The following is a 17,869-nucleotide window of genomic DNA, read 5'->3' as shown; positions in this document are numbered from 1 at the left end:
CCCACGGTCTCCGGTTTTAACCGGTAGATGAGACATGAGTGTGTGCCACGTAGCTGAGAAGGCCCGAATACTCGCAGCTCGATCGGCCGTCAGATGTCCCGAGTCTGAGATCCGACACTTGTTCAGGACGCGCGCCGTAAGACATTGCGAAGGACAGCGGATCGAGCAGAGCGCCAATAGTCATGGTGCACCGCGTAATTGACCGCCGAAAAGGTTGCGCCCCGGAAGGTAGTGGTTGGGCGAAGACGGCGCTATTCGACCGGCAGTGGCGGTGGCACGTATGAGGCAGCCACCGTGGGGTCTCCGGTGGATTGCGTGAGGAGAAGCCCAACTGTTTCAACCAGGTGGTCGCGCATCCGAGCGGCACTGCCCGCCGCGTCACGATCGCGAATGGCATTCAGAATGCGTTCGTGCACGAGCAGGATGTCGGCCAATGTGCGGGTGGCGGTCGTGGACAGGCCGCGGTCCATCATCTGCATTCGGGTGTTCGCGGCGGCCTCGGAGACGCGCCGGTTGCCCGCCGCCGCGATGATCGCCGCGTGGAAGTCCACGTCGGCGGCCCGGAATTGCGCCTCATCACCCGCCTCGGTTGCTTCCCGCATCCGGTCGAATGCCTCTTGCACCGGCGCCATCAACTCGTCTGTCATCAGTTCGGCCGCCCGGTACGCCGACGGCACCTCGAGCATCATTCTCAGCGAGTAGATCTCCTCGATGTCCCGAGTCGACACTTCGAGAATTCGCACCCCGCGGCTGCGCTCGAATCGCACCATTCCATTGCTGGCCATCCGCAGCAAAGCCTCGCGCACCGGCGTTCGCGACACCCCTAGACGGCCCGAGATCTCCACCACCGAATGCATGGTCCCCGGCCGCAACTCGCCTTCCCGGACGGCGCGCATCAATTCGTCGTACACCCGATCGGTCAGCGAGACCTGTCCGGCGTCGAACACCATTCACGCCTCCATGCTCAGCCGACACATTCGGTTCAGCATAGATGCATGCAGCATGCGCCGTGTTGCTGCATGGGTACGGCATGTCTAGAGGAAGGACAGATCTGCTCCCTGACTGGCCGGCAGCACCGTCTCTTCGTACAGCCGCCGCCAACCTCGCGCCGCCCGCGGCGGGGGCGTGAACGCTTGAAGCCGTTGGGCGATCTCCTCCGCGGGCACCAGCAGGTCGATTGACCGATTCGGTACGTCGAGCCTTATCAGGTCCCCGTTGCGAACCACCGACAGTGGACCACCCGCGGCGGCCTCCGGATCGCAGTGCAGCACCACCGTTCCGTACGATGTCCCGCTCATCCGCGCGTCCGACACCCGCACCATGTCTCGCACCCCGGCCCTCGCCAATTTCGCCGGAATGGGCAGCGCACCGGCCTCCGGCATGCCCGCCGCCACCGGTCCCGAATACCGCATGACCAGAACGTGGTCGGGCGTCACGTCCAGATCCGGGTCGTCCAAGATCGCCGCGGCATCAGCTGGGTTGTCCACGACGATCGCCGGACCCGTGTGCTGCATCAGGTGCGGGCTCGCCGCTGACGCCTTGATGATCGCCCCGTTGGGCGCCAATGACCCCGACAACACCGCCAACGCCCCCGGCGGACCCAACGGATCCTCTAGATGCCGAATCGTGTTCTGCCATTCCGCCGGCGCGCCGGTCTCTGCGATCAACTCGCTCAGCGAACGCCCGCTCACCCCGCGGTGGTCGTGGTGCAGCAGCGGCGCCAATTCGGTCAGCAGCGCGGGTATGCCACCGGCTCGGTGGAAGTCCTCCATGTAACCGGACCCCGACGGCTTGAGGTCCACCAGAAGCGGTGTATCCAGGCCGATCTTGTCGAAGTCCGCCATCTCGAGCGGCACTCCGGCGCGGCGAGCCACCGCGGTCAAGTGAATCAGGGCGTTGGTCGAGCCGCCGATGGCCGCGAGCACCCGAATCGCGTTCTCGAACGCCTCCCGTGTCATCACCTCGCGCGGTAGCGGCCCTCCCGCCCGGGCCAATTCAACTGCGCGGCGCCCGGTTTCCGTCGCATGCCGCAGCCGGGCTCCGCTCACTGCGGGTGGTGTCGCCCCGCCGGGCAGCATCATGCCGAGCGTCTCGGTCAGCGCCGCCATGGTCGACGCCGTGCCCATCACCGTGCACGTACCTGTCGTAGACACCAGTTCCTGCCGCACCGAAACGATCTCGTCGCCGTCGAGTTCGCCCCCGCGGTGTGCCCCCCAGAACCGGCGGCAGTCCGTGCACGCGCCCAATCGCTCACCGCGCCACGACCCCGTCATCATCGGGCCGACGACCTCGAGCATCACCGGGATGTCTGATGAGGCCGCTGCCATCAGCTGCGCCGGCACCGTCTTGTCGCAGCCGCCCAGTAGCACCGCCGCATCCATCGGCAACGCCCGGATCATCTCCTCGGTGTCCATAGCCATGAGGTTGCGGAACAGCATCGTGGTCGGCGACGTCAGGATCTCCCCTAGCGATATCGTGGGGAAGTCCATCGGCAGCCCACCGGCCTGCTCGACACCGCGCTTCACTGCTGCCAGCAGCGCCGGCATATCGCGATGGCAGGTGTTGTAATCGCTTTGTGTGACTGCGATTCCGACGATCGGCCGCTCGAGGCTCTCATCGTCGTAGCCCGCCGAGGCGAGGAACGCGCGCCGCAGATAGCGGCTGAAACCAGCGTCACCATACGACGTGCGACTGCTGTCGACGGCCGACGTGCCGGGCTGGTACCCGGACGATTCAGACATGTCAATCCTCTCAGTGGGGCAGTAGCGGCATTGCCAGCGGGCGCATGGGGGCCCCGGTGGCACCGCGTACCTTCATGCACGCGCCGATGAAAGCGAACTCGTAAAGCCGCTGCCCGGACAGCGTTTCGCAGTCGACGACCTCCATGATCGGAACGCCCGCCTCTGCCAGGAGATATGTGTGGACCACCTGCCAGTTCTCGGCATCTGGTGATGGCGACTGTTCCAACGCCAAGTTGTCGCCACCGATCACGGCGGCTCCGGCCTGGGCCAGGAACTCCGCACCTTCGCGATTGAGCCCCGGCGCGTTGTCGATGTAGCGATCGGTGTCGGGCCAATACCGCATTCGCCCGGTGCGCACCAGCGCGACGTCGCCCGGGCGGAACTCGACGTGCTGGCGTTTCAGCGCGTCGGTGAGATCTTGGGCGCCGATGCCGTAGTTGTCTGGAAGGACGTCGACGTCATGGAGTGCCGCGATGTCGAACAGTACGCCCCGGGTGATGATCGGCGGAAACTTGTCGGCCCCGCACTTGATCCAGTGCCGCGATGAAATGCACTGCGCTGCTTCGTAACCGTTGAAGATCTTGCCGTGGTAGCCGAAGTGATTCAGCGTGTCGATGTGCGTGCCGCAGTGCGTGTACATCGACATTGCGTCACCGGAGTACGCCACCAGGTGGTTCTGTTCGGTGCCGACGCCGGTGATGTCGTCCAGTACGGTTCCTGCCGGGGTGTGCGTCATCCACTGCTGAAAACCCGGGTCGCCGGCCTTGGTCCACGACGGCATGCCGATGAAATAGTCGACCGACAGATCGATCGCTGCACCACCGTCGGCGGCGCGCATCACCTCGCGCGACTTCTCCGGGCTGATGAGGTTCAACATGCCGATCTCGTCATCTGCGCCGAACGGGCTCATCGTGATCTCGCGGAACCTCGCGGCGTGCGCGGCAATCAGGTCACGCGTGCGTTCATCGATGATTCCGGGTCCACACATGGTGGCCTCCTTCCGAAGCGACGGGACTGGTGAGCGACGAGTACAGATCTGGGCGTCTGCCCTCGAATACCGGCAGGGAGTACGGGGGATCGTCGAAAGTCAGAGTCTTGCTGCGTGATCGGGCCAGATCCAGGGGGGTCAGATACACACCCTGCTCGGATCCGCCGTCCACCAGAACGTCCCCCGACGGCGACACCACCTGGCTGCGGCCCAGGAAATCGGTGCCGGACTCATTGTCGCAGCGGTCGGCGACGGCCAGGTAGATCAGGTTCTCGACTGCGCGCACGCGCGTCATGTGCTCAGCCAGGAACGTCGCGGTCAACGGCCAGTTGGTCGGCATCGCGATGAGGTCGGCGCCACCAAGTGCCACGTCTCTGGCGCACTCCGGAAACCGCAGGTCGAAGCAGATCATCATGCCGACGCGCAGACGCCCGGTGTCCAAGACCCGCGCCCTCGGAGCGTCGCCGGGATCGACGAACGCATCGGCGCCTAGTCGTGGCAGGTGCTGCTTGCGGTAGGTCCCGGCGATACCGCTCGGCCCAATGAGCAGCGCAGAATTGTAAACACTTTCCCCCGCCCGTTCCAACAGTCCGACCACCGCGAAGCTGTTTGTCGCTGAACCGGTTTCGACCAGGGTGGCCAGGCGCTGCTCGGATGCCACGATGGCGGCGTCCTCGACCTGGGTGCGCGAGTCCATCATGTATCCCGACAGGGCGCACTCCGGAAACACCGTCAGGTGTGCACCCTGCGCAGCGGCCTGACGCCACCAGCCGGCCATCGCTTCGATGTTCGCGTCGGGATGGCCGAGCACCGACGGCACTTGTGCGACGGCGATCATGGGATCGGCACCTGCTACCTCGGACACCTGCACCTCCACTTCAACCCACCTGCCGATTCACATTGACATGCTGCATGCAGCATGTCAATGTGTGTGACGTGGGCTACTTAATGTGCTGCATGCAGCATGCCGAAGGGAAGATCTGCTGATGACGGATCTGACACCAACCACCCTAGTTACGGGCGCTGCCAGCGGTATCGGGGCAGCGACGGCCCTGCTCCTGGCGCAGCGCGGCCACCGTCTTGTCCTCGCAGACATCGACCACACCCGTCTGACGGGGGTCGCTGATGAAGCGAAAGCCCAGGGAGCCGAGGTGGTCACAGTCATCGCCGACCTCTCCACCGAAGAGGCCGCTGCGAACGCGGTGAACCGGGGATATGAGGCATTCGGCGTCGTCGACGGTCTGGTGACATCCGCGGCCGTAATGATCTCCAAGTCACTCCTCGACACCACCCTCGAGGACTGGAACGCGGTGCAGTCGGTCAATGTGACGGGCGTCTTCTTGACCTGCCGTGAATTCATCCGCCGGCTCGAGGTCACGGGCCGGCCGGGCGCAATTGTCAGCCTGTCCTCGATCTCCGGCACGGTGGCACTGCCCAATCAGGCCGCGTACTGCGCGTCCAAGGGTGCGGTTGCACAACTCACTCGTCAGATCGCGGTGGAGTACGCCGCGCGCGGCATTCGTGCCAACGTCGTCAGCCCCGGCACGGTCGAAACCCGTCAATTGGCAACCTATCTCAGCTCGCAACCCGATCCCGGCGCGGCCCGGCGTGCGCTCTACGCGGCACACCCCATCGGCCGCGTCGGCGAGGCCGCCGAGGTGGCCTCGGCCATTGCGTTCCTGCTCAGCTCCGACTCCAGCTTCGTCACCGGTGCGGCCCTGGCCGTCGACGGTGGCTACACCAGCGTCTGATCCCGCCCACCGGAGGACCGATATGCCAACTCTGACCACCGAAACCCCGCCGCAGCGCGGGCAGCAAACCGCCAGACTCGTGCAACGCATCCGCGCCGACCGGTTCGCGCCGATCTGGCTGCTGGCCGTTGCCGTCTTCGTGATCAGCCCGCTGATCGCCCCTGGCAGCATCACCGGGTCAGCGCTGACCGCGATGTTGCCGTTCGCCGGCGTCATGGCGATCGCCGCACTGGGCCAAACGCTGGTGATCACGCACGGCGGCATCGACCTGTCGGTTCCCGGCGTCATGGCCGTCGCCGCGGTGTGTGTGTCCAAGCTCGCCGAAGGCGGCCTGTCCACGCTGGCCTGCATCACGCTGGGCCTCGCCGCGGGTGTGGTGTCAGGAGTGGTGATCGGCCTTGCGGTGGTTCGCTTCTCGGTCGCCGCGTTCGTTGCCTCGCTGGCGGTCAATTCACTGCTCACGGGGCTGGTGCTGGTTCTGTCCGGGGGCTTCCCTGGCACGGCCGACCCCGCCGTCAGCGCCTTTGCGGTCAGTTCCGTTCTGGGAGTCCCTACGCTGTTCCTGCTGGCTGTTCTGCTGGTTCTCCTCGCACAGCTGGTGCTGAAGCGCAGCGTTGCGGGTCGCCGGTTCGTCGCGGTCGGGGCGGGCGTGCCCGCGGCCCGCATCGCCGGGCTCCGCACTGGCACCTACGGGGTCATGGCTTACGTGCTTGCCGGAATCGCCTATGCCACCGCAGGAATGCTGCTGGCCGCGTACTTGCGCACCCCTGACCTGCAGCTGGGGCAGACTTATCAACTCACCACAATCGCCGCGGTGGTCCTGGGCGGGACATTGCTGCGCGGGGGCGTGTCCTCGATCGCCGCGACCGCTGTTGCCGCGTTGTTCCTCACCCAGCTGGGACAGGTGGTGCTCGCCGCGGGTGCCTCGACGGCGATGCAGCTGCTGATCCAGGCGCTGGTGCTGGCCGCCGCCATCGTGCTGCGCGGCACTGACTGGCGACGCTTCGTCACTCTCCGTTCTACGCAAAAGGCAAGATCGACAGGAGGTTTGGCGTGACCATCCGTATCAAGGCCACGGTCGCTACGTTACTGGCCGGCGCGATGCTGAGTGCGTGCGCGGGCGGACCGTTCAGCGCGCCCGCGGCGTTCCAGGTCGCCCCCGTCTATCTGGACCCCGCACTCAGCGGTTCCGTTGACGAACTCAAGCCCATCACCGACTTCTGCGGTGACCGGCCCATCAAGGTCGCACTTGCCGACGGCGTCGGTGACAATGCCTTCCGTAAGACGGCGCGCGCCGAGTTCGAGGATGAAGCGGCCAAGTGTCCCAACATCGAGGTGCTGCCCTACGCCGACGGCCAGAACAACCCGCAGAAGGCGATCAGCGATATCAAAGCCCTTGTGGCGCTGGGCGTCCAGGCCCTGGTGGTGTTCCCCGACGCCGGCCCGGCGCTGCTGCCGACACTGCGCGAAGCATTCGAGGCCGGCGTGGCCGTGGTGCCCTACACCGCAAGCCCAGGCGGCACCCCGGGCGTCGATTACACGACGTTCGTCGGACACAACACCGTCACCGACGGCGCTGTCTGGGCCCGGTGGGTCTGCCAAGCGCTCGGCCCCGAAGGCGGCAACGCGGTGTTCCTCGGCGGCACCCCTGGAAATGCCCAGAGCCTCAGTGAGATCCACGGTATTGAGGACGAACTCGCCGGCAACCCGCAGTGCAAGGGCGTAACGCTGCTCAACGACCCGGGCGCTCCCATCGACACCGGCTGGAACCCCGCCCAGACCCAGCGTGTGGTCGCCGGGCTGCTGGCCAAGTACCCCAAGATCGACGCCGTAATCACCGATTCGGGAGACAGCTCGCTGGGTGGCATCCGCGCCTTCCTCCAAGCCGGCCGCCCCCTTCCCGTATGGACGGCCAACGACAACAACGGGTTTGCATGTGCCTGGGTGGAGAATAATCCCAAGCAACCGCAATTCCAGATCGTCGCCGTCACGGCGCGCACGTGGATCATCCGGCTCGCGTTGCGCAAGGCCGTCGCCGCCGCACAGGGCATCCCCGAACCGGAACCCGACATCGTGAACGTGCCGATCGTGATGAACTCGCTCGACCCCGAGCTCACGCCAATCTGTGACCCGACCCTGCCCGCCAGCGCCGTCACGTCCTCGGAACTCAGCGTCGACAAGCTCGCGGAGATCTACAAGTGACCACCACCTCCAACTTCGACGAAGGGCCGAAGACCATGCCGAACAGTAGGGCGCAGCGCTTTCGCCGTGGGCTGTCCGTAGTCGGGGTCACCAAGACATTTCCCGGGGTGACCGCGCTCGACGATGTGGGGTTCCAGGCCGAACCCGGCGAAGTACACGCACTGGTCGGCGGCAACGGAGCCGGCAAGTCCACCTTGATGGCCGTCGCATCCGGCGCGCTGGCCCCCGACCGCGGTACCGTCCGCATCGGCGACGACGAGCTGACCTCCGCATCACCGCTGGCTGCCAAGGAGTCCGGCCTGGCAATCGCCTATCAGGTTCCGGCGATACTGCCGGACCTCACCGTCGCCGAGAACCTCGCTCTGGCCGTGCCGCCCAGCCTGCGCCCGCCGCAGCGGAGCGTCGATGCCTGGGCCGCGGAAAAGCTGAGGCCGATGGGCATTCCGATCGATACCCGAGTGCCCGCCGGACAGCTGAGCCTCGCGGAGAAGCAGGCGATCGAGATCTGCGGCGCGCTGGCTTGTGATCCGAACGTGTTGATCCTCGACGAGCCCACCGAACCGTTCGCCGCTGCAGAATCTGCACGGCTGTTCCAGCTGATCCGGGAACTTTCCGCGGCGGGGGTCGCGATCGTGTACATCAGCCACCGACTGCCTGACGTCCTGGAACTCGCAGACCGAATCACCGTGTTGCGCGACGGCAAGATCCGTGGTCAATTCGCCGCCGCCGACGTCACCGAGGACGAGATCGTCACGCTCATCGCGGGCCGCACCGTCGAGGCGCTGTTCCCCGGCCGCGCCACCGATCCCGGCGAACCCGCTGTCGTTCTCACCGATTTCGGAGCCGTCGGTGCACCAGCTGTCACCACGAGTATCCGTCGCCGCGAAATACTCGGGCTGGCAGGCGTAGAGGGCAACGGGCAGCGCGAGTTCATTCGCGCGCTCGGCGGGGCCATCGCCTCGGACGGTGAGGTGGCGGTCGACGGCGGTCGGTTGCAGCTGTCGTCGCCGCGCGCCGCTCGCGACAAGGGCATCATCCTGATGCCACAAGAACGCGGAATCGAAGGCCTCGCCCCGATCTTGTCGGTGCGGGAGAACCTGTCTCTGGTCGCCTTGTCGCGAGTGGCCCGAGGCGGTTTCGTGTCCTCTGGCTCAGAACGGGAGTTGGCCGTCGAGCAGGTCGCCGAGCTGGGCATCAAGACGGCCACCATCGACACCGAGGTCGGTACGCTCTCGGGCGGCAACCAACAGAAGGTCGTGCTGGGCCGGGCGCTGCTGTCCGAGCCCGAGCTACTGCTGTGCGACGAACCCACCCAGGGCATCGACGTAGGCGTCCGCTCAGAGATCTACCATCGTCTGCGCGAGGTAGCCGACGCCGGGACACCCGTGGTCGTGCTGAGTTCCGACGACGTTGAGCTCGCCGGACTGTGCGACCGGGTGCTGGTGTTCTCGCGTGGTCGCGTGGTGGCTGAACTCATCGGTGAGGACGTCACCGAGCACGCCATCACCGAGGCATCGTTGACTGCGGGCCGCGCCGACGGTGCGGCCGAAACTGTCACCGCACCACGCACCGGCACGATCAGCCGGTGGAAACGGCTGATCGGCAGCCAGCAGACCCCCAGCCTGGTGTTGCTGGCCGCGATCCTGGCCTTGGGCGTCGTGACCACCGCTGTCAACGGACGATTCCTGTCCGAATTCAACATCGCCAACCTGCTGATGCTCGCCGCCCCTGTGCTCTTCCTGGCCGCCGGGCAGCTGGTTGTGATGCTCACCGGCGGCATCGACCTCTCCGTGGGTCCCCTCAGTGGCACGCTGGTGGTGGTCGCGTCGTTCTTCATCGTCGAGGGCTACGGATTCGGTTGGTGGATCTTGGGTTTTGTCCTGATGTTCCTACTGGCCGGGGGAGTGGGACTCGCCAACGGAGCGATGGTGCGCTACTCACGTGTGGTGCCGGTGGTGGCAACACTGATCACTTACACCGGTCTGCAGGGCCTGTCTCTGGTGTGGCGGGACGCGCCCGGGGGAGTCATCGCGCTCGACGTCGTGGAGGCCATCAACACCCGGGTCGGCCCCTTCCCCGTCGCCGCGATCATCGGCGTCGTCGTGCTCCTCGGGCTCGAATTGCTTTCTCGCCGCACATCTTTTGGCCTCCGGCTGCGGGCCTCTGGCTCTGATGAGGAAGCTGCCCGGAAGCGAGGCGTTGGCGTCAGTAGCGTGCAGATGATCGCCTACCTGGCCAGCTCGCTTTTCACTGCGGTCGGCGCATTGCTGTTGATGGCGCAGATCGGCGTGGGCGACCCCACGGCAGGCATCACCTACACGCTCGCCGCGATCACCGCCGTGGTGCTCGGCGGGGCCTCGATATTCGGCGGCCGGGGTAGCTTCGTCGGCGTCCTGTTCGGCGTGCTGCTGCTGCAGGTGATCAGTAACGCGACAATCTTCTTGAAGCTGTCCCAGGCCTGGCAGTACCTGCTGGTCGGACTGATGGCCCTGGCCGCGACCGCGGCTTACGCCCAGGTGCAGCGCAAGACGGCGAGGTGAGGGTCAAGCCCAACCGCGAACGCCACTGCGAGACAAGACCTATCCGGTCGGGGTCGACACGGCGACGGCAAGGCGGTTCAGCGCTTCGGCATTGACGCGGTAGTAGGCCCATTTGCCGCGCTGGTCACGGCTCACCAGCCCACTGTCGACGAGAAGTTTCATGTGGTGCGAGACCGTGGGCTGGCTCAGCCCCAGCGGTTCGGTGAGGTCGCAGATGCATGCTTCGCCGCCGTCGGATGCCGCGATCAGCGACACCAGCTTGACCCGCGCAGGATCGGCAAGCGCCTTGAACAACGCGGCCAGCTGTTCGGCGGCCGCAGTGTCGAGCGCGCCGCCGGTCAGCGGCGAGCAGCAGGCTGCCACGTCACTGGCGGTCAAAGGGGCAGTCCCGGTGGCCATGTCACCCATGATGACACACGCATTGACAATCATCGATACGTGGAGCACCATCGACCCATCGAAGAATGTCGATGAGAGGGGCGAGCGTGTCGGAACTGCCTGTCGTGGTGATCGGCGCTGGACCGCTGGGTCTGGCGGCGGCCGCGCACCTGCTGGAACGAGGACTGATTCCGTTGGTGTTGGAGGCCGGCGCAGCCGCCGGGTCCGCGATCCAGCAGTGGGAGCACGTCCGCACGTTCTCACCATGGCCTGAGCTGGTGGATCCTGCGGCGGCTCGGCTGCTGGGGCCCACAGGCTGGACGGCCCCGGAGGCCGGGTTCCCGACGGGCCGGGAGTGGAGGGACAGCTATCTGACCCCGTTGGCAGACGCCTTGGGGGAGCGGGTGCGTTACGGCGCACGGGTGACGGCGGTGTCGCGGCTGGGACGGGACCGGCTGATCAGCCCGGGCCGCGCGGAGACGCCGTTCGTCGTACACATCACCGACGGGCGAGGAGCGGAGTCCCGGGTGCGGGCGCGCGCGGTCATCGACGCATCGGGCACGTGGGGACAGCCCAATCCTGCTGGCGCTGACGGCGTTCCCGCGATCGGGGAACGTAGCGCTGCGGCCGCCGGGGTGCTGACCTACCTCCCACCGACATCGGCGCAGGCCTCGGCGCTGGCCGGCCGGCATGTGGTGGTGATCGGCAGCGGGCATTCGGCCATGACCGCGGTGATTGCGCTGGGTGAGGTGGTGCGCCGGGATCCGTCGACGACGGTGACGTGGGTGCTGCGTCGTGGGGTGGTCGGCAACACCTTCGGCGGTGGTGCCGCCGATGAACTCCCGCAGCGCGGGGCGCTGGGGGTCCGGTCGAAGGAAGCGGTCGACCAGGGCCGGGTCTCGCTGCTGACGGGATTCCGCACCGAGCGCGTCGACCTCACGGACGGATGCGCGGTGGTGACCGCCGAGGATGGGCGCACAGTGCCGCCGGCCCATCACGTGGTGGTGCTCACCGGGTTCCGGCCGGACCTGTCGTTCCTGTCGGAGATGCGCATCGAGTTGGATCCGATCCTGCAGGCCCCGGTCCGCCTGGCCGAATCGATCGACCCCAACATGCACTCCTGCGGCAGTGTGTTGCCGCATGGGGCGGCTGAATTGGCACACCCCGAGCCGGACCTGTACATCGTGGGCATGAAGTCCTACGGCCGGGCACCGACGTTCCTGGCGATGACGGGCTACGAGCAAGTTCGCAGTGTCGCCGCCGAGCTGGCCGGCGATCACGAGGCCGCGAGCCGGGTGGAGTTGACGTTGCCCGATACCGGCGTGTGCAACGGGGCGGGCTTGTTCGACAGCCCGGAGAGCGAGAACGCCGGGGCCGGCTGCTGTGGACCGGCGCCGTCCTCGCCGCGGCCATTGTTGTTGTCGCCCAGCCCCATTGGCGGATGACGGCGCCGGGTCGTCCCTGCGTACTGCTGACCCTCTGTCTCACCGAGATCACCAGCTGGGGTGTGCTCTACTACGCCTTCACCGTTCTCTCTGATCAGATCAGCGCCGACACCGGCTGGTCCGCCCCCGCGGTCACCGCAGCGTTCTCCGCCGGCCTGGTGACCTCGGCGTTGGTGGGGATCCCGGTCGGGCGGTGGCTGGACCGCGTCGGCCCGCGCTGGATCATGACCGCCGGTTCGGTGTTGGGGGTTGTTTCGGTGGTGGCGGTGGTGGCCGCGCCGAACTACGGCTGGTTCGCCGCGGCGTGGGTCCTGGCCGGGGTCGCGATGAGCGCGGTGTTCTACGCTCCGGCGTTCGCGGCGCTGACCCGGTACTTCGGCGCCGACGCGGTACGCGCACTGACGGTGTTGACGTTGGCGGCCGGCTTCTCGAGCACCGTTTTCGCACCCTTGACTGCGGCGTTGTCGGGTCAAATGAGTTGGCGCCAGACCTATCTGGTGTTGGCGGCGGTGCTGGCGGTGGTCACCATCCCGGCGCATTTCTTCGGGCTGCGGCGTCCCTGGCCGGCGGTGGTTTCCGAACACTCGGTGCAATCCCCGACCCGCATCGCGCGCAGTGGCCCCTTCCTGGCTTTGGTGGCGGCGTTTGCACTTTCCGGGGTGGCGTCGTATGCGGTGATCGCGAATCTTGTGCCTCTGATGGGCCAGCGTGGTATCAGTACCGGCGCTGCGGCGGTCGCGCTCGGCCTCGGTGGCGCCGGTCAGGTACTGGGACGCCTTGGCTATCAGACCTTGGTGCGTCGCGTGGGTGTGGTGCCTCGGACGGTGATCATCATGTCCGGTGTCGCCGTCACCACGGCGCTCCTCGGAGTGTTCAACAGCTACGCCGCACTGCTGACAGTGGCGATCGGTGCCGGGGTGATGCGCGGGATCATGACGTTGTTGCAGGCGACCGCGGTCACCGAGCGTTGGGGCGCAACTCATTACGGCCATCTCAGTGGCATTCTGAACGCACCGGTGATGATCGCCACCGCGATCGGCCCGTTCGTCGGTGCGGCGCTGGCGAGCATTCTCGGCGGCTACGCGGCCATGTTCCTCGCACTCGGCGCAGTCGCGGCGGTGGCTGCTGCCACCGCCGTCGCCACGTCCACCTCAGCCCGTACCACGGTGGCACCGGCAGGGCTTGATTAACGCGAGGCTGTGAGTTCTCGAACCACCTCGTGAAGTGGGTCGGAGGATGTCGCGATCTCGCCGACGTAGGGGTGTGACAGCTGAAGGATCAGAAAGAGGTTCATCGCGATGATCGTGCCGACGATGGCCACCATGGGATAGTGCTGGCGTGGCTTGTCGACGCCGTAGATGATCACGGTGCCGAGCACCATCGCGCTGGTCAGGAAGATGACTGCCCACAACGGCCACGGTGGTCCGACGTCTGCCCGGGCGGTCAGGATTCGGGCCGTGCGGGCCTGGCTCATGGCGTCCAGGTTGGAGAATGACGTTGCCAGGGAGGTCTTCTGGTTGTCGGTTGTTGCCTGAATCTGCCGGTAGGCGGTGTACACCTCGGACAGTGCCCTGTCTGCCTCCGCCGAGCGGGCATCGTTGGCGTGAGTCCATTCGGCGATAGCGGCCTGTTCGTAGCCGAGCAGGCTTTCGCGCACGCGGTCGCGGTCGGCCTGCTCGAACACCGTGAGGTCTCTGACCATCTGCACCGCCGCGGCCCCTTCACTGCGCGCCGCGGTGTCGGCGGCGCTGATCTGGCCCCACATCGAGGAGACGACGAACCCGATGAAGAACGCATAGACGAAGCCGATGAACCCATAGGTGAACTTGGTGACGTCGTTGTGCTCGCCTTGGGCCAGTTGGGGATATCGACGCCGCACGAACTTCTGCGACAGGACCGCTCCTCCGGCGATCAGCACGATCAGGCCGATCAACAGGACGGAGGACGGGATGTGGCTGACCAGCCATTGACTCACGGGCGGAGTTCCGGTGACGTCTGGAGCAACCAGGCCTGTCCGGCGTTTGCTGCCACGGCACCACCTCTGATCCGGCAGCCACCAGGTGTGGCCGTCCGCTGACAATCTAGGACCCAGGAGGCGGTCCCGCAGTTGTTTGCGAACACCGACGCGAGGTTTGTGCCGAACCCCTACCGCAGCAATGCGAGCCGGGCACGCAGTTCGCGCACGCGGCGGTCGATATCGTCGCGCACCAGCCGCATTCTCTCGGCCCCGTCGATGCCACGTTCGGACGGTTCGTCGGTGTCCCAGTTCTCGATCACCGTTCCCGGCAACGGATCGAGTTGCGCCTCACGACCGAGGGTGACCACCAGATCGACGGCGCGGGCCAGCTCGTAGTCGACCGGCTTGGGTGTCTCGGCGGTGATGTCTACACCGACCTCGAGGAGCACCTGGGCGGACAGGTCGTTGATCGCCGAACAGGGTTTGGTGCCCGCCGAATAGACGTTCACGGAGTCACCGGCGAGGTGTCTCATCAGCCCGGCCGCCATCTGCGACTTGCCGCCGTTCTTGACGCACACGAACAGCACTGACGGCTGCGACGATTCAGTCATTCTCTTGTCCTGGTCTCTCGGGTCGCGACGGCGAAGCGCCGGCGCAGCGACAGTGACACATAGACCAGGGCGACCAGCACCGGCACCTCGATCAACGGGCCCACCACTCCGGCCAGCGCCTGCCCGGAGGTGGCACCGTAGGTGGCGATCGCCACCGCGATGGCCAGCTCGAAGTTGTTGCCCGCCGCGGTGAACGCCAGCGTGGTGGTGCGTTGATAGCCCAGTCCGATCGCTGAGCCGAGCAGGTAGCCGCCGCCCCACATGATGGCGAAGTACGCCAGCAGCGGCAGCGCGATCCGAACCACGTCGAGGGGCCGGCTGGTGATCTGGTCGCCTTGCAAAGCGAACAAGACCACGATGGTGAAGAGCAGCCCGTACAACGCCCACGGCCCGATCCGTGGCAAGAACGTGGACTCGTACCAGTCGCGTCCCCGGGTCTTTTCGCCGAGCCGGCGCGAGAGGTAGCCCGCCAGCAAGGGGACGCCGAGGAATATCAGGACCGACTTGGCTATCTGCCACGGTGAGGCGTCGATGCTGGTCTGCGCCAGGCCGAGCCAGCCGGGCAGCACGGACAGGTAGAACCAGCCCAGGACGGCGAACATGAGAACTTGAAAGATCGAGTTCAACGCGACCAGCACAGCCGCGGCTTCCCGATCGCCGCAAGCCAGGTCATTCCAGATGATCACCATGGCAATGCATCTGGCGAGGCCGACGATGATGAGGCCGGTCCGGTACTCGGGTAGGTCCGGCAGCATCAGCCACGCCAGTGCGAACATCAGGGCTGGACCGAACACCCAGTTCAGCGCCAGCGAGCTCAGCAGCAGTCTGCGGTCCCCGGTCACGGTGTCGAGGCGGTCGTAGCGCACCTTGGCCAGCACGGGGTACATCATGATCAACAGGCCGAGCGCGATCGGCAGCGAAATACCGTCGATCTGAACGCTTTCCACGACGGTGTTCAAGTCCGGCACCCAACGGCCCAGAAGTAGACCGGCGACCATGGCCAGGCCGATCCACACCGGTAGGAACCGGTCCAACGTCGACAGCTTGCCCACCACCGGCGCCACCGGATTCGACGCCGCGGTGTCGGTCATACCGTCACCGGGGCGACATCGAGGTCCAGCAGCGCCGACAGTTCCCGCATCGCTTCCGGGACCACGGCGTAGTACACCCAGGACGCCCGGCGTTCCGACCTCAACAAGCCGGCGTCGCGCAAGACCTTGAGATGGTGGGACACCGTGGGCTGGGAAACGTCGATACCGCCGGAGATGTCGCAGACGCAGGCCTCGCCGCCGGCATGGCTGGCGATCGCGCTGAACAACCGCAACCGCACCGGATCAGCTAGTGCCTTCAACTTCTTGGCCATGTCGACAGCCGCCGGCTCGGTCAACGGCTCACGCAGCAGCGGCGGCGTCACACAACAGGCATCCGGCGCAACAGCCTCTGGATTCGACACCCATCGATATTGACAGGTATCGAATCAGCGCGCAACGGCGGAGTGCTATCAGAGCGATTCAAGGTGCTTGAGTGAGGAGAAGGTGTTGCCCACCGACACCTCGCTTGACTCAGAGGTGAACATGATCCTGCGCACCAACGGCCCGATGAGGGCGTCGAATACGTTGGGAAGCAGACGATACGCGGCGATAGCAGGTAGGTTGAACCAGCCGACCTGGCGCTCACTTGAATGGTTTCGCTCCGCGGCACGCACAATCGCCGCAGCTATGACTGCCGGAGCGTCCGCTGTCGGCGGCACGCGCGGCGTCTGTCCGGAGAACGTGCCCGCGTCACGGTAGACAGGTGTGTCCACCGGGCCGGGGTAGACCCCGTGCACACGCACTTCCGGTCGCTCACGATTCTCCTGGCGCAGTGCACGAACCAGCCCGCATATCGCGAATTTGCTTGCCACATAGGCAGATTGATACGGCACCGCGGTCACTCCCAGGAGTGATCCGACCAGGACCAGCTGCCCGGCGTCCTGCGCGTGGAACTGGGTGAGTGCCGATCGCGCGACGTTCACCGACCCGAGGAGGTTGGTGCCGATCACTGCCTCGAACACATCGGGTGGCACGTCCTCGAATCGGCCGAAGGCTGTGATCGCAGCGCATTGCACCGCGACGTGCACGTGGGCGAACGTATCGACTGCGACGTCGAACAATTGCTGCACCTGCCCGGCATCGGAGATGTCGGTGGGGTGCACCACGACGTCGGTGGCGCCGGCGTCCATCGCTTCGTCCGCCACCCGGCGCAGCGCGCCCTCCGATCGGGATGCGAGGACCAGGCGAGCGTGACGACGACCGTAGCGCAGCGCGGTCTCGCGCCCTATGCCGCTGGATGCGCCGGTGATGACGACTGTTCGCGAATCATCTTTTTGCTGTGCGTTATTCATCGGACACCTCAGTTGGCGTGCGGCGGCGCTCGGCGATGCCGAGCACCCCCAACACGGTGGTGGCGGCAAGGGCAAGCGGACTGCCCCGCAAGCTGGACAGAACGGCCGCGCCGACGGCGACCGGCGCCAGCAGTGCGACGGGGTCCCGGCGCCGTTGTCGGACCCGGGCAACGGCCGCCGGAGTGCCCGCGGCCAGGTTGGCCGCGATGACGGCAGTGTGCACACGTCCTGGGCGGCCGGGCTTCAAGGCCCGCATCACGGCGGCCGCACACCACAGCAGCAACGTGACGTCGTGCACCCGGTGCACCCACGCCGACCCGCCGTTGTGGTCGCCGAGCCCGTATCCGAGCGCAGCGCTTGGACCCACCACCCCATCGGCGAGCCCGTCGAGCAGTTCCAAGGCCGCGTCAGTGGAGGTCCGCGTCGGGCTCCAGTCCAACTCCCGGCGTGCCTTGGCAGTGTCCATCAGCGGGGTTCTGGTTGCCACGTCGTACCAACCCGGAGTGACCGCCACCATGTGCAACCGATGAAGGGCAACCACCACTGCCCGCATCAGCGGTGGGCTCACTCCGACCGCGCGGGCTCCGACCAGGTCCGCCAGGGCGGTGTGGTCCAGGACGTCGGACGCGACGTTGAACGAGCCCCGCGCGCGTTGCTGCATCAGCCGCACCACCGCGTCACCGACGTCGTCGGCGTGCACGAACTGCAAGGACAGGTCTCTGGGCAGCGGAAGAATCGGCAGCATCCGTCCTCGCAGCCCCCGAAGCACGGCTCGGGGAACCCACGGCCCCAGATAGAGCGAGCATTGCTCCTATGTCAAGCGGCGACTGCCTGGAGGGGTTTGTCGTGGGTGTGGTTGAGGTGTTTGTCGGC

Annotated in this window: 15 protein-coding genes and 1 pseudogene; 6 read left to right on the top strand and 10 right to left on the bottom strand. The window is 66.4% G+C overall.

Going from position 1 to position 17,869, the window contains the following annotated elements; genetic code table 11:
• Nucleotides 1-251: 251 nt before the first annotated feature.
• The 4 genes from AC3A6P_RS17945 to AC3A6P_RS17930 all read right to left on the bottom strand — a co-directional run bounded on the left by AC3A6P_RS17945 (nucleotide 252) and on the right by AC3A6P_RS17930 (nucleotide 4,594).
• The gene (locus AC3A6P_RS17945) at nucleotides 252-950 is read right to left on the bottom strand and encodes a GntR family transcriptional regulator (RefSeq protein WP_487693021.1); all 699 of its coding nucleotides are present in this window, start codon (nucleotides 948-950) and stop codon (nucleotides 252-254) included.
• Between the two features lie 84 nt (nucleotides 951-1,034).
• The gene (locus tag AC3A6P_RS17940) at nucleotides 1,035-2,741 is read right to left on the bottom strand and encodes a dihydroxy-acid dehydratase (RefSeq protein WP_487693020.1); all 1,707 of its coding nucleotides are present in this window, start codon (nucleotides 2,739-2,741) and stop codon (nucleotides 1,035-1,037) included.
• 10 nt (nucleotides 2,742-2,751) lie between these two features.
• Nucleotides 2,752-3,729, bottom strand: a complete 978-nt coding sequence (locus AC3A6P_RS17935) for a cyclase family protein (protein ID WP_487693019.1) — start codon at nucleotides 3,727-3,729, stop codon at nucleotides 2,752-2,754.
• Complete coding sequence (locus AC3A6P_RS17930) at nucleotides 3,704-4,594, bottom strand: carbon-nitrogen hydrolase family protein (RefSeq protein ID WP_487693018.1); 891 nt, start codon at nucleotides 4,592-4,594, stop codon at nucleotides 3,704-3,706. Before AC3A6P_RS17930 ends, AC3A6P_RS17935 begins: the two co-directional genes overlap by 26 nt.
• A 121-nt stretch (nucleotides 4,595-4,715) precedes the next feature.
• On the opposite strand from AC3A6P_RS17930, the gene AC3A6P_RS17925 reads away from it, so the two are divergent.
• From AC3A6P_RS17925 to AC3A6P_RS17910, 4 genes are read left to right on the top strand one after another with little or no spacing between them, the layout of a single operon-like run.
• Nucleotides 4,716-5,480, top strand: coding sequence for an SDR family NAD(P)-dependent oxidoreductase (locus AC3A6P_RS17925; RefSeq protein WP_487693017.1), 765 nt, complete (start codon nucleotides 4,716-4,718; stop codon nucleotides 5,478-5,480).
• 22 nt (nucleotides 5,481-5,502) lie between these two features.
• Nucleotides 5,503-6,537 carry an ABC transporter permease gene (locus tag AC3A6P_RS17920; protein WP_487693016.1) on the top strand — a complete coding sequence of 345 codons (1,035 nt, stop codon included), beginning with the start codon at nucleotides 5,503-5,505 and terminating at the stop codon, nucleotides 6,535-6,537.
• On the top strand, nucleotides 6,534-7,682 hold the full coding sequence (locus AC3A6P_RS17915) for a substrate-binding domain-containing protein (RefSeq protein ID WP_487693015.1): 1,149 nt from the start codon (nucleotides 6,534-6,536) through the stop codon (nucleotides 7,680-7,682). Before AC3A6P_RS17920 ends, AC3A6P_RS17915 begins: the two co-directional genes overlap by 4 nt.
• Nucleotides 7,679-10,222 carry an ATP-binding cassette domain-containing protein gene (locus tag AC3A6P_RS17910; RefSeq protein ID WP_487693014.1) on the top strand — a complete coding sequence of 848 codons (2,544 nt, stop codon included), beginning with the start codon at nucleotides 7,679-7,681 and terminating at the stop codon, nucleotides 10,220-10,222. Before AC3A6P_RS17915 ends, AC3A6P_RS17910 begins: the two co-directional genes overlap by 4 nt.
• 39 nt (nucleotides 10,223-10,261) lie before the next feature.
• On the opposite strand, the gene AC3A6P_RS17905 is transcribed toward AC3A6P_RS17910, so the two are convergent.
• Nucleotides 10,262-10,630 carry an ArsR/SmtB family transcription factor gene (locus AC3A6P_RS17905; RefSeq protein ID WP_487693249.1) on the bottom strand — a complete coding sequence of 123 codons (369 nt, stop codon included), beginning with the start codon at nucleotides 10,628-10,630 and terminating at the stop codon, nucleotides 10,262-10,264.
• A gap of 77 nt (nucleotides 10,631-10,707) precedes the next feature.
• Between AC3A6P_RS17905 and AC3A6P_RS17900 the strand changes: the two genes are divergently transcribed.
• Together AC3A6P_RS17900 and AC3A6P_RS17895 are read left to right on the top strand one after the other, a co-directional pair.
• Nucleotides 10,708-12,045 (top strand): NAD(P)-binding domain-containing protein, encoded by a 1,338-nt coding sequence (locus tag AC3A6P_RS17900; RefSeq protein WP_487693013.1) that lies wholly within the window; start codon nucleotides 10,708-10,710, stop codon nucleotides 12,043-12,045.
• Nucleotides 12,042-13,235 carry an MFS transporter gene (locus AC3A6P_RS17895; protein WP_487693012.1) on the top strand — a complete coding sequence of 398 codons (1,194 nt, stop codon included), beginning with the start codon at nucleotides 12,042-12,044 and terminating at the stop codon, nucleotides 13,233-13,235. Before AC3A6P_RS17900 ends, AC3A6P_RS17895 begins: the two co-directional genes overlap by 4 nt.
• Here AC3A6P_RS17895 and AC3A6P_RS17890 read toward each other — a convergent pair.
• The 5 genes and pseudogenes from AC3A6P_RS17890 to AC3A6P_RS17870 all read right to left on the bottom strand — a co-directional run bounded on the left by AC3A6P_RS17890 (nucleotide 13,232) and on the right by AC3A6P_RS17870 (nucleotide 17,741).
• Nucleotides 13,232-14,020 (bottom strand): bestrophin-like domain, encoded by a 789-nt coding sequence (locus AC3A6P_RS17890; RefSeq protein WP_487693011.1) that lies wholly within the window; start codon nucleotides 14,018-14,020, stop codon nucleotides 13,232-13,234. The two genes, AC3A6P_RS17895 and AC3A6P_RS17890, sit on opposite strands and share 4 nt — an antisense overlap.
• A 170-nt stretch (nucleotides 14,021-14,190) precedes the next feature.
• A pseudogene (gene arsB, locus AC3A6P_RS17885) lies at nucleotides 14,191-15,704 on the bottom strand (ACR3 family arsenite efflux transporter).
• On the bottom strand, nucleotides 15,701-16,066 hold the full coding sequence (locus AC3A6P_RS17880; protein WP_487693010.1) for an ArsR/SmtB family transcription factor: 366 nt from the start codon (nucleotides 16,064-16,066) through the stop codon (nucleotides 15,701-15,703). Before AC3A6P_RS17880 ends, arsB begins: the two are co-directional and overlap by 4 nt.
• Before the next feature lie 48 nt (nucleotides 16,067-16,114).
• Nucleotides 16,115-17,071 (bottom strand): SDR family NAD(P)-dependent oxidoreductase, encoded by a 957-nt coding sequence (locus tag AC3A6P_RS17875; protein ID WP_487693009.1) that lies wholly within the window; start codon nucleotides 17,069-17,071, stop codon nucleotides 16,115-16,117.
• Complete coding sequence (locus AC3A6P_RS17870) at nucleotides 16,989-17,741, bottom strand: Rossmann-fold NAD(P)-binding domain-containing protein (RefSeq protein WP_487693008.1); 753 nt, start codon at nucleotides 17,739-17,741, stop codon at nucleotides 16,989-16,991. Before AC3A6P_RS17870 ends, AC3A6P_RS17875 begins: the two co-directional genes overlap by 83 nt.
• Nucleotides 17,742-17,869: the final 128 nt, after the last annotated feature.

The organism is Mycobacterium sp. Soil_C_30 (assembly GCF_057656995.1).
Note: the sequence above shows the minus strand (reverse complement) of the source record. Positions and strands in the feature narration are given on the sequence as shown.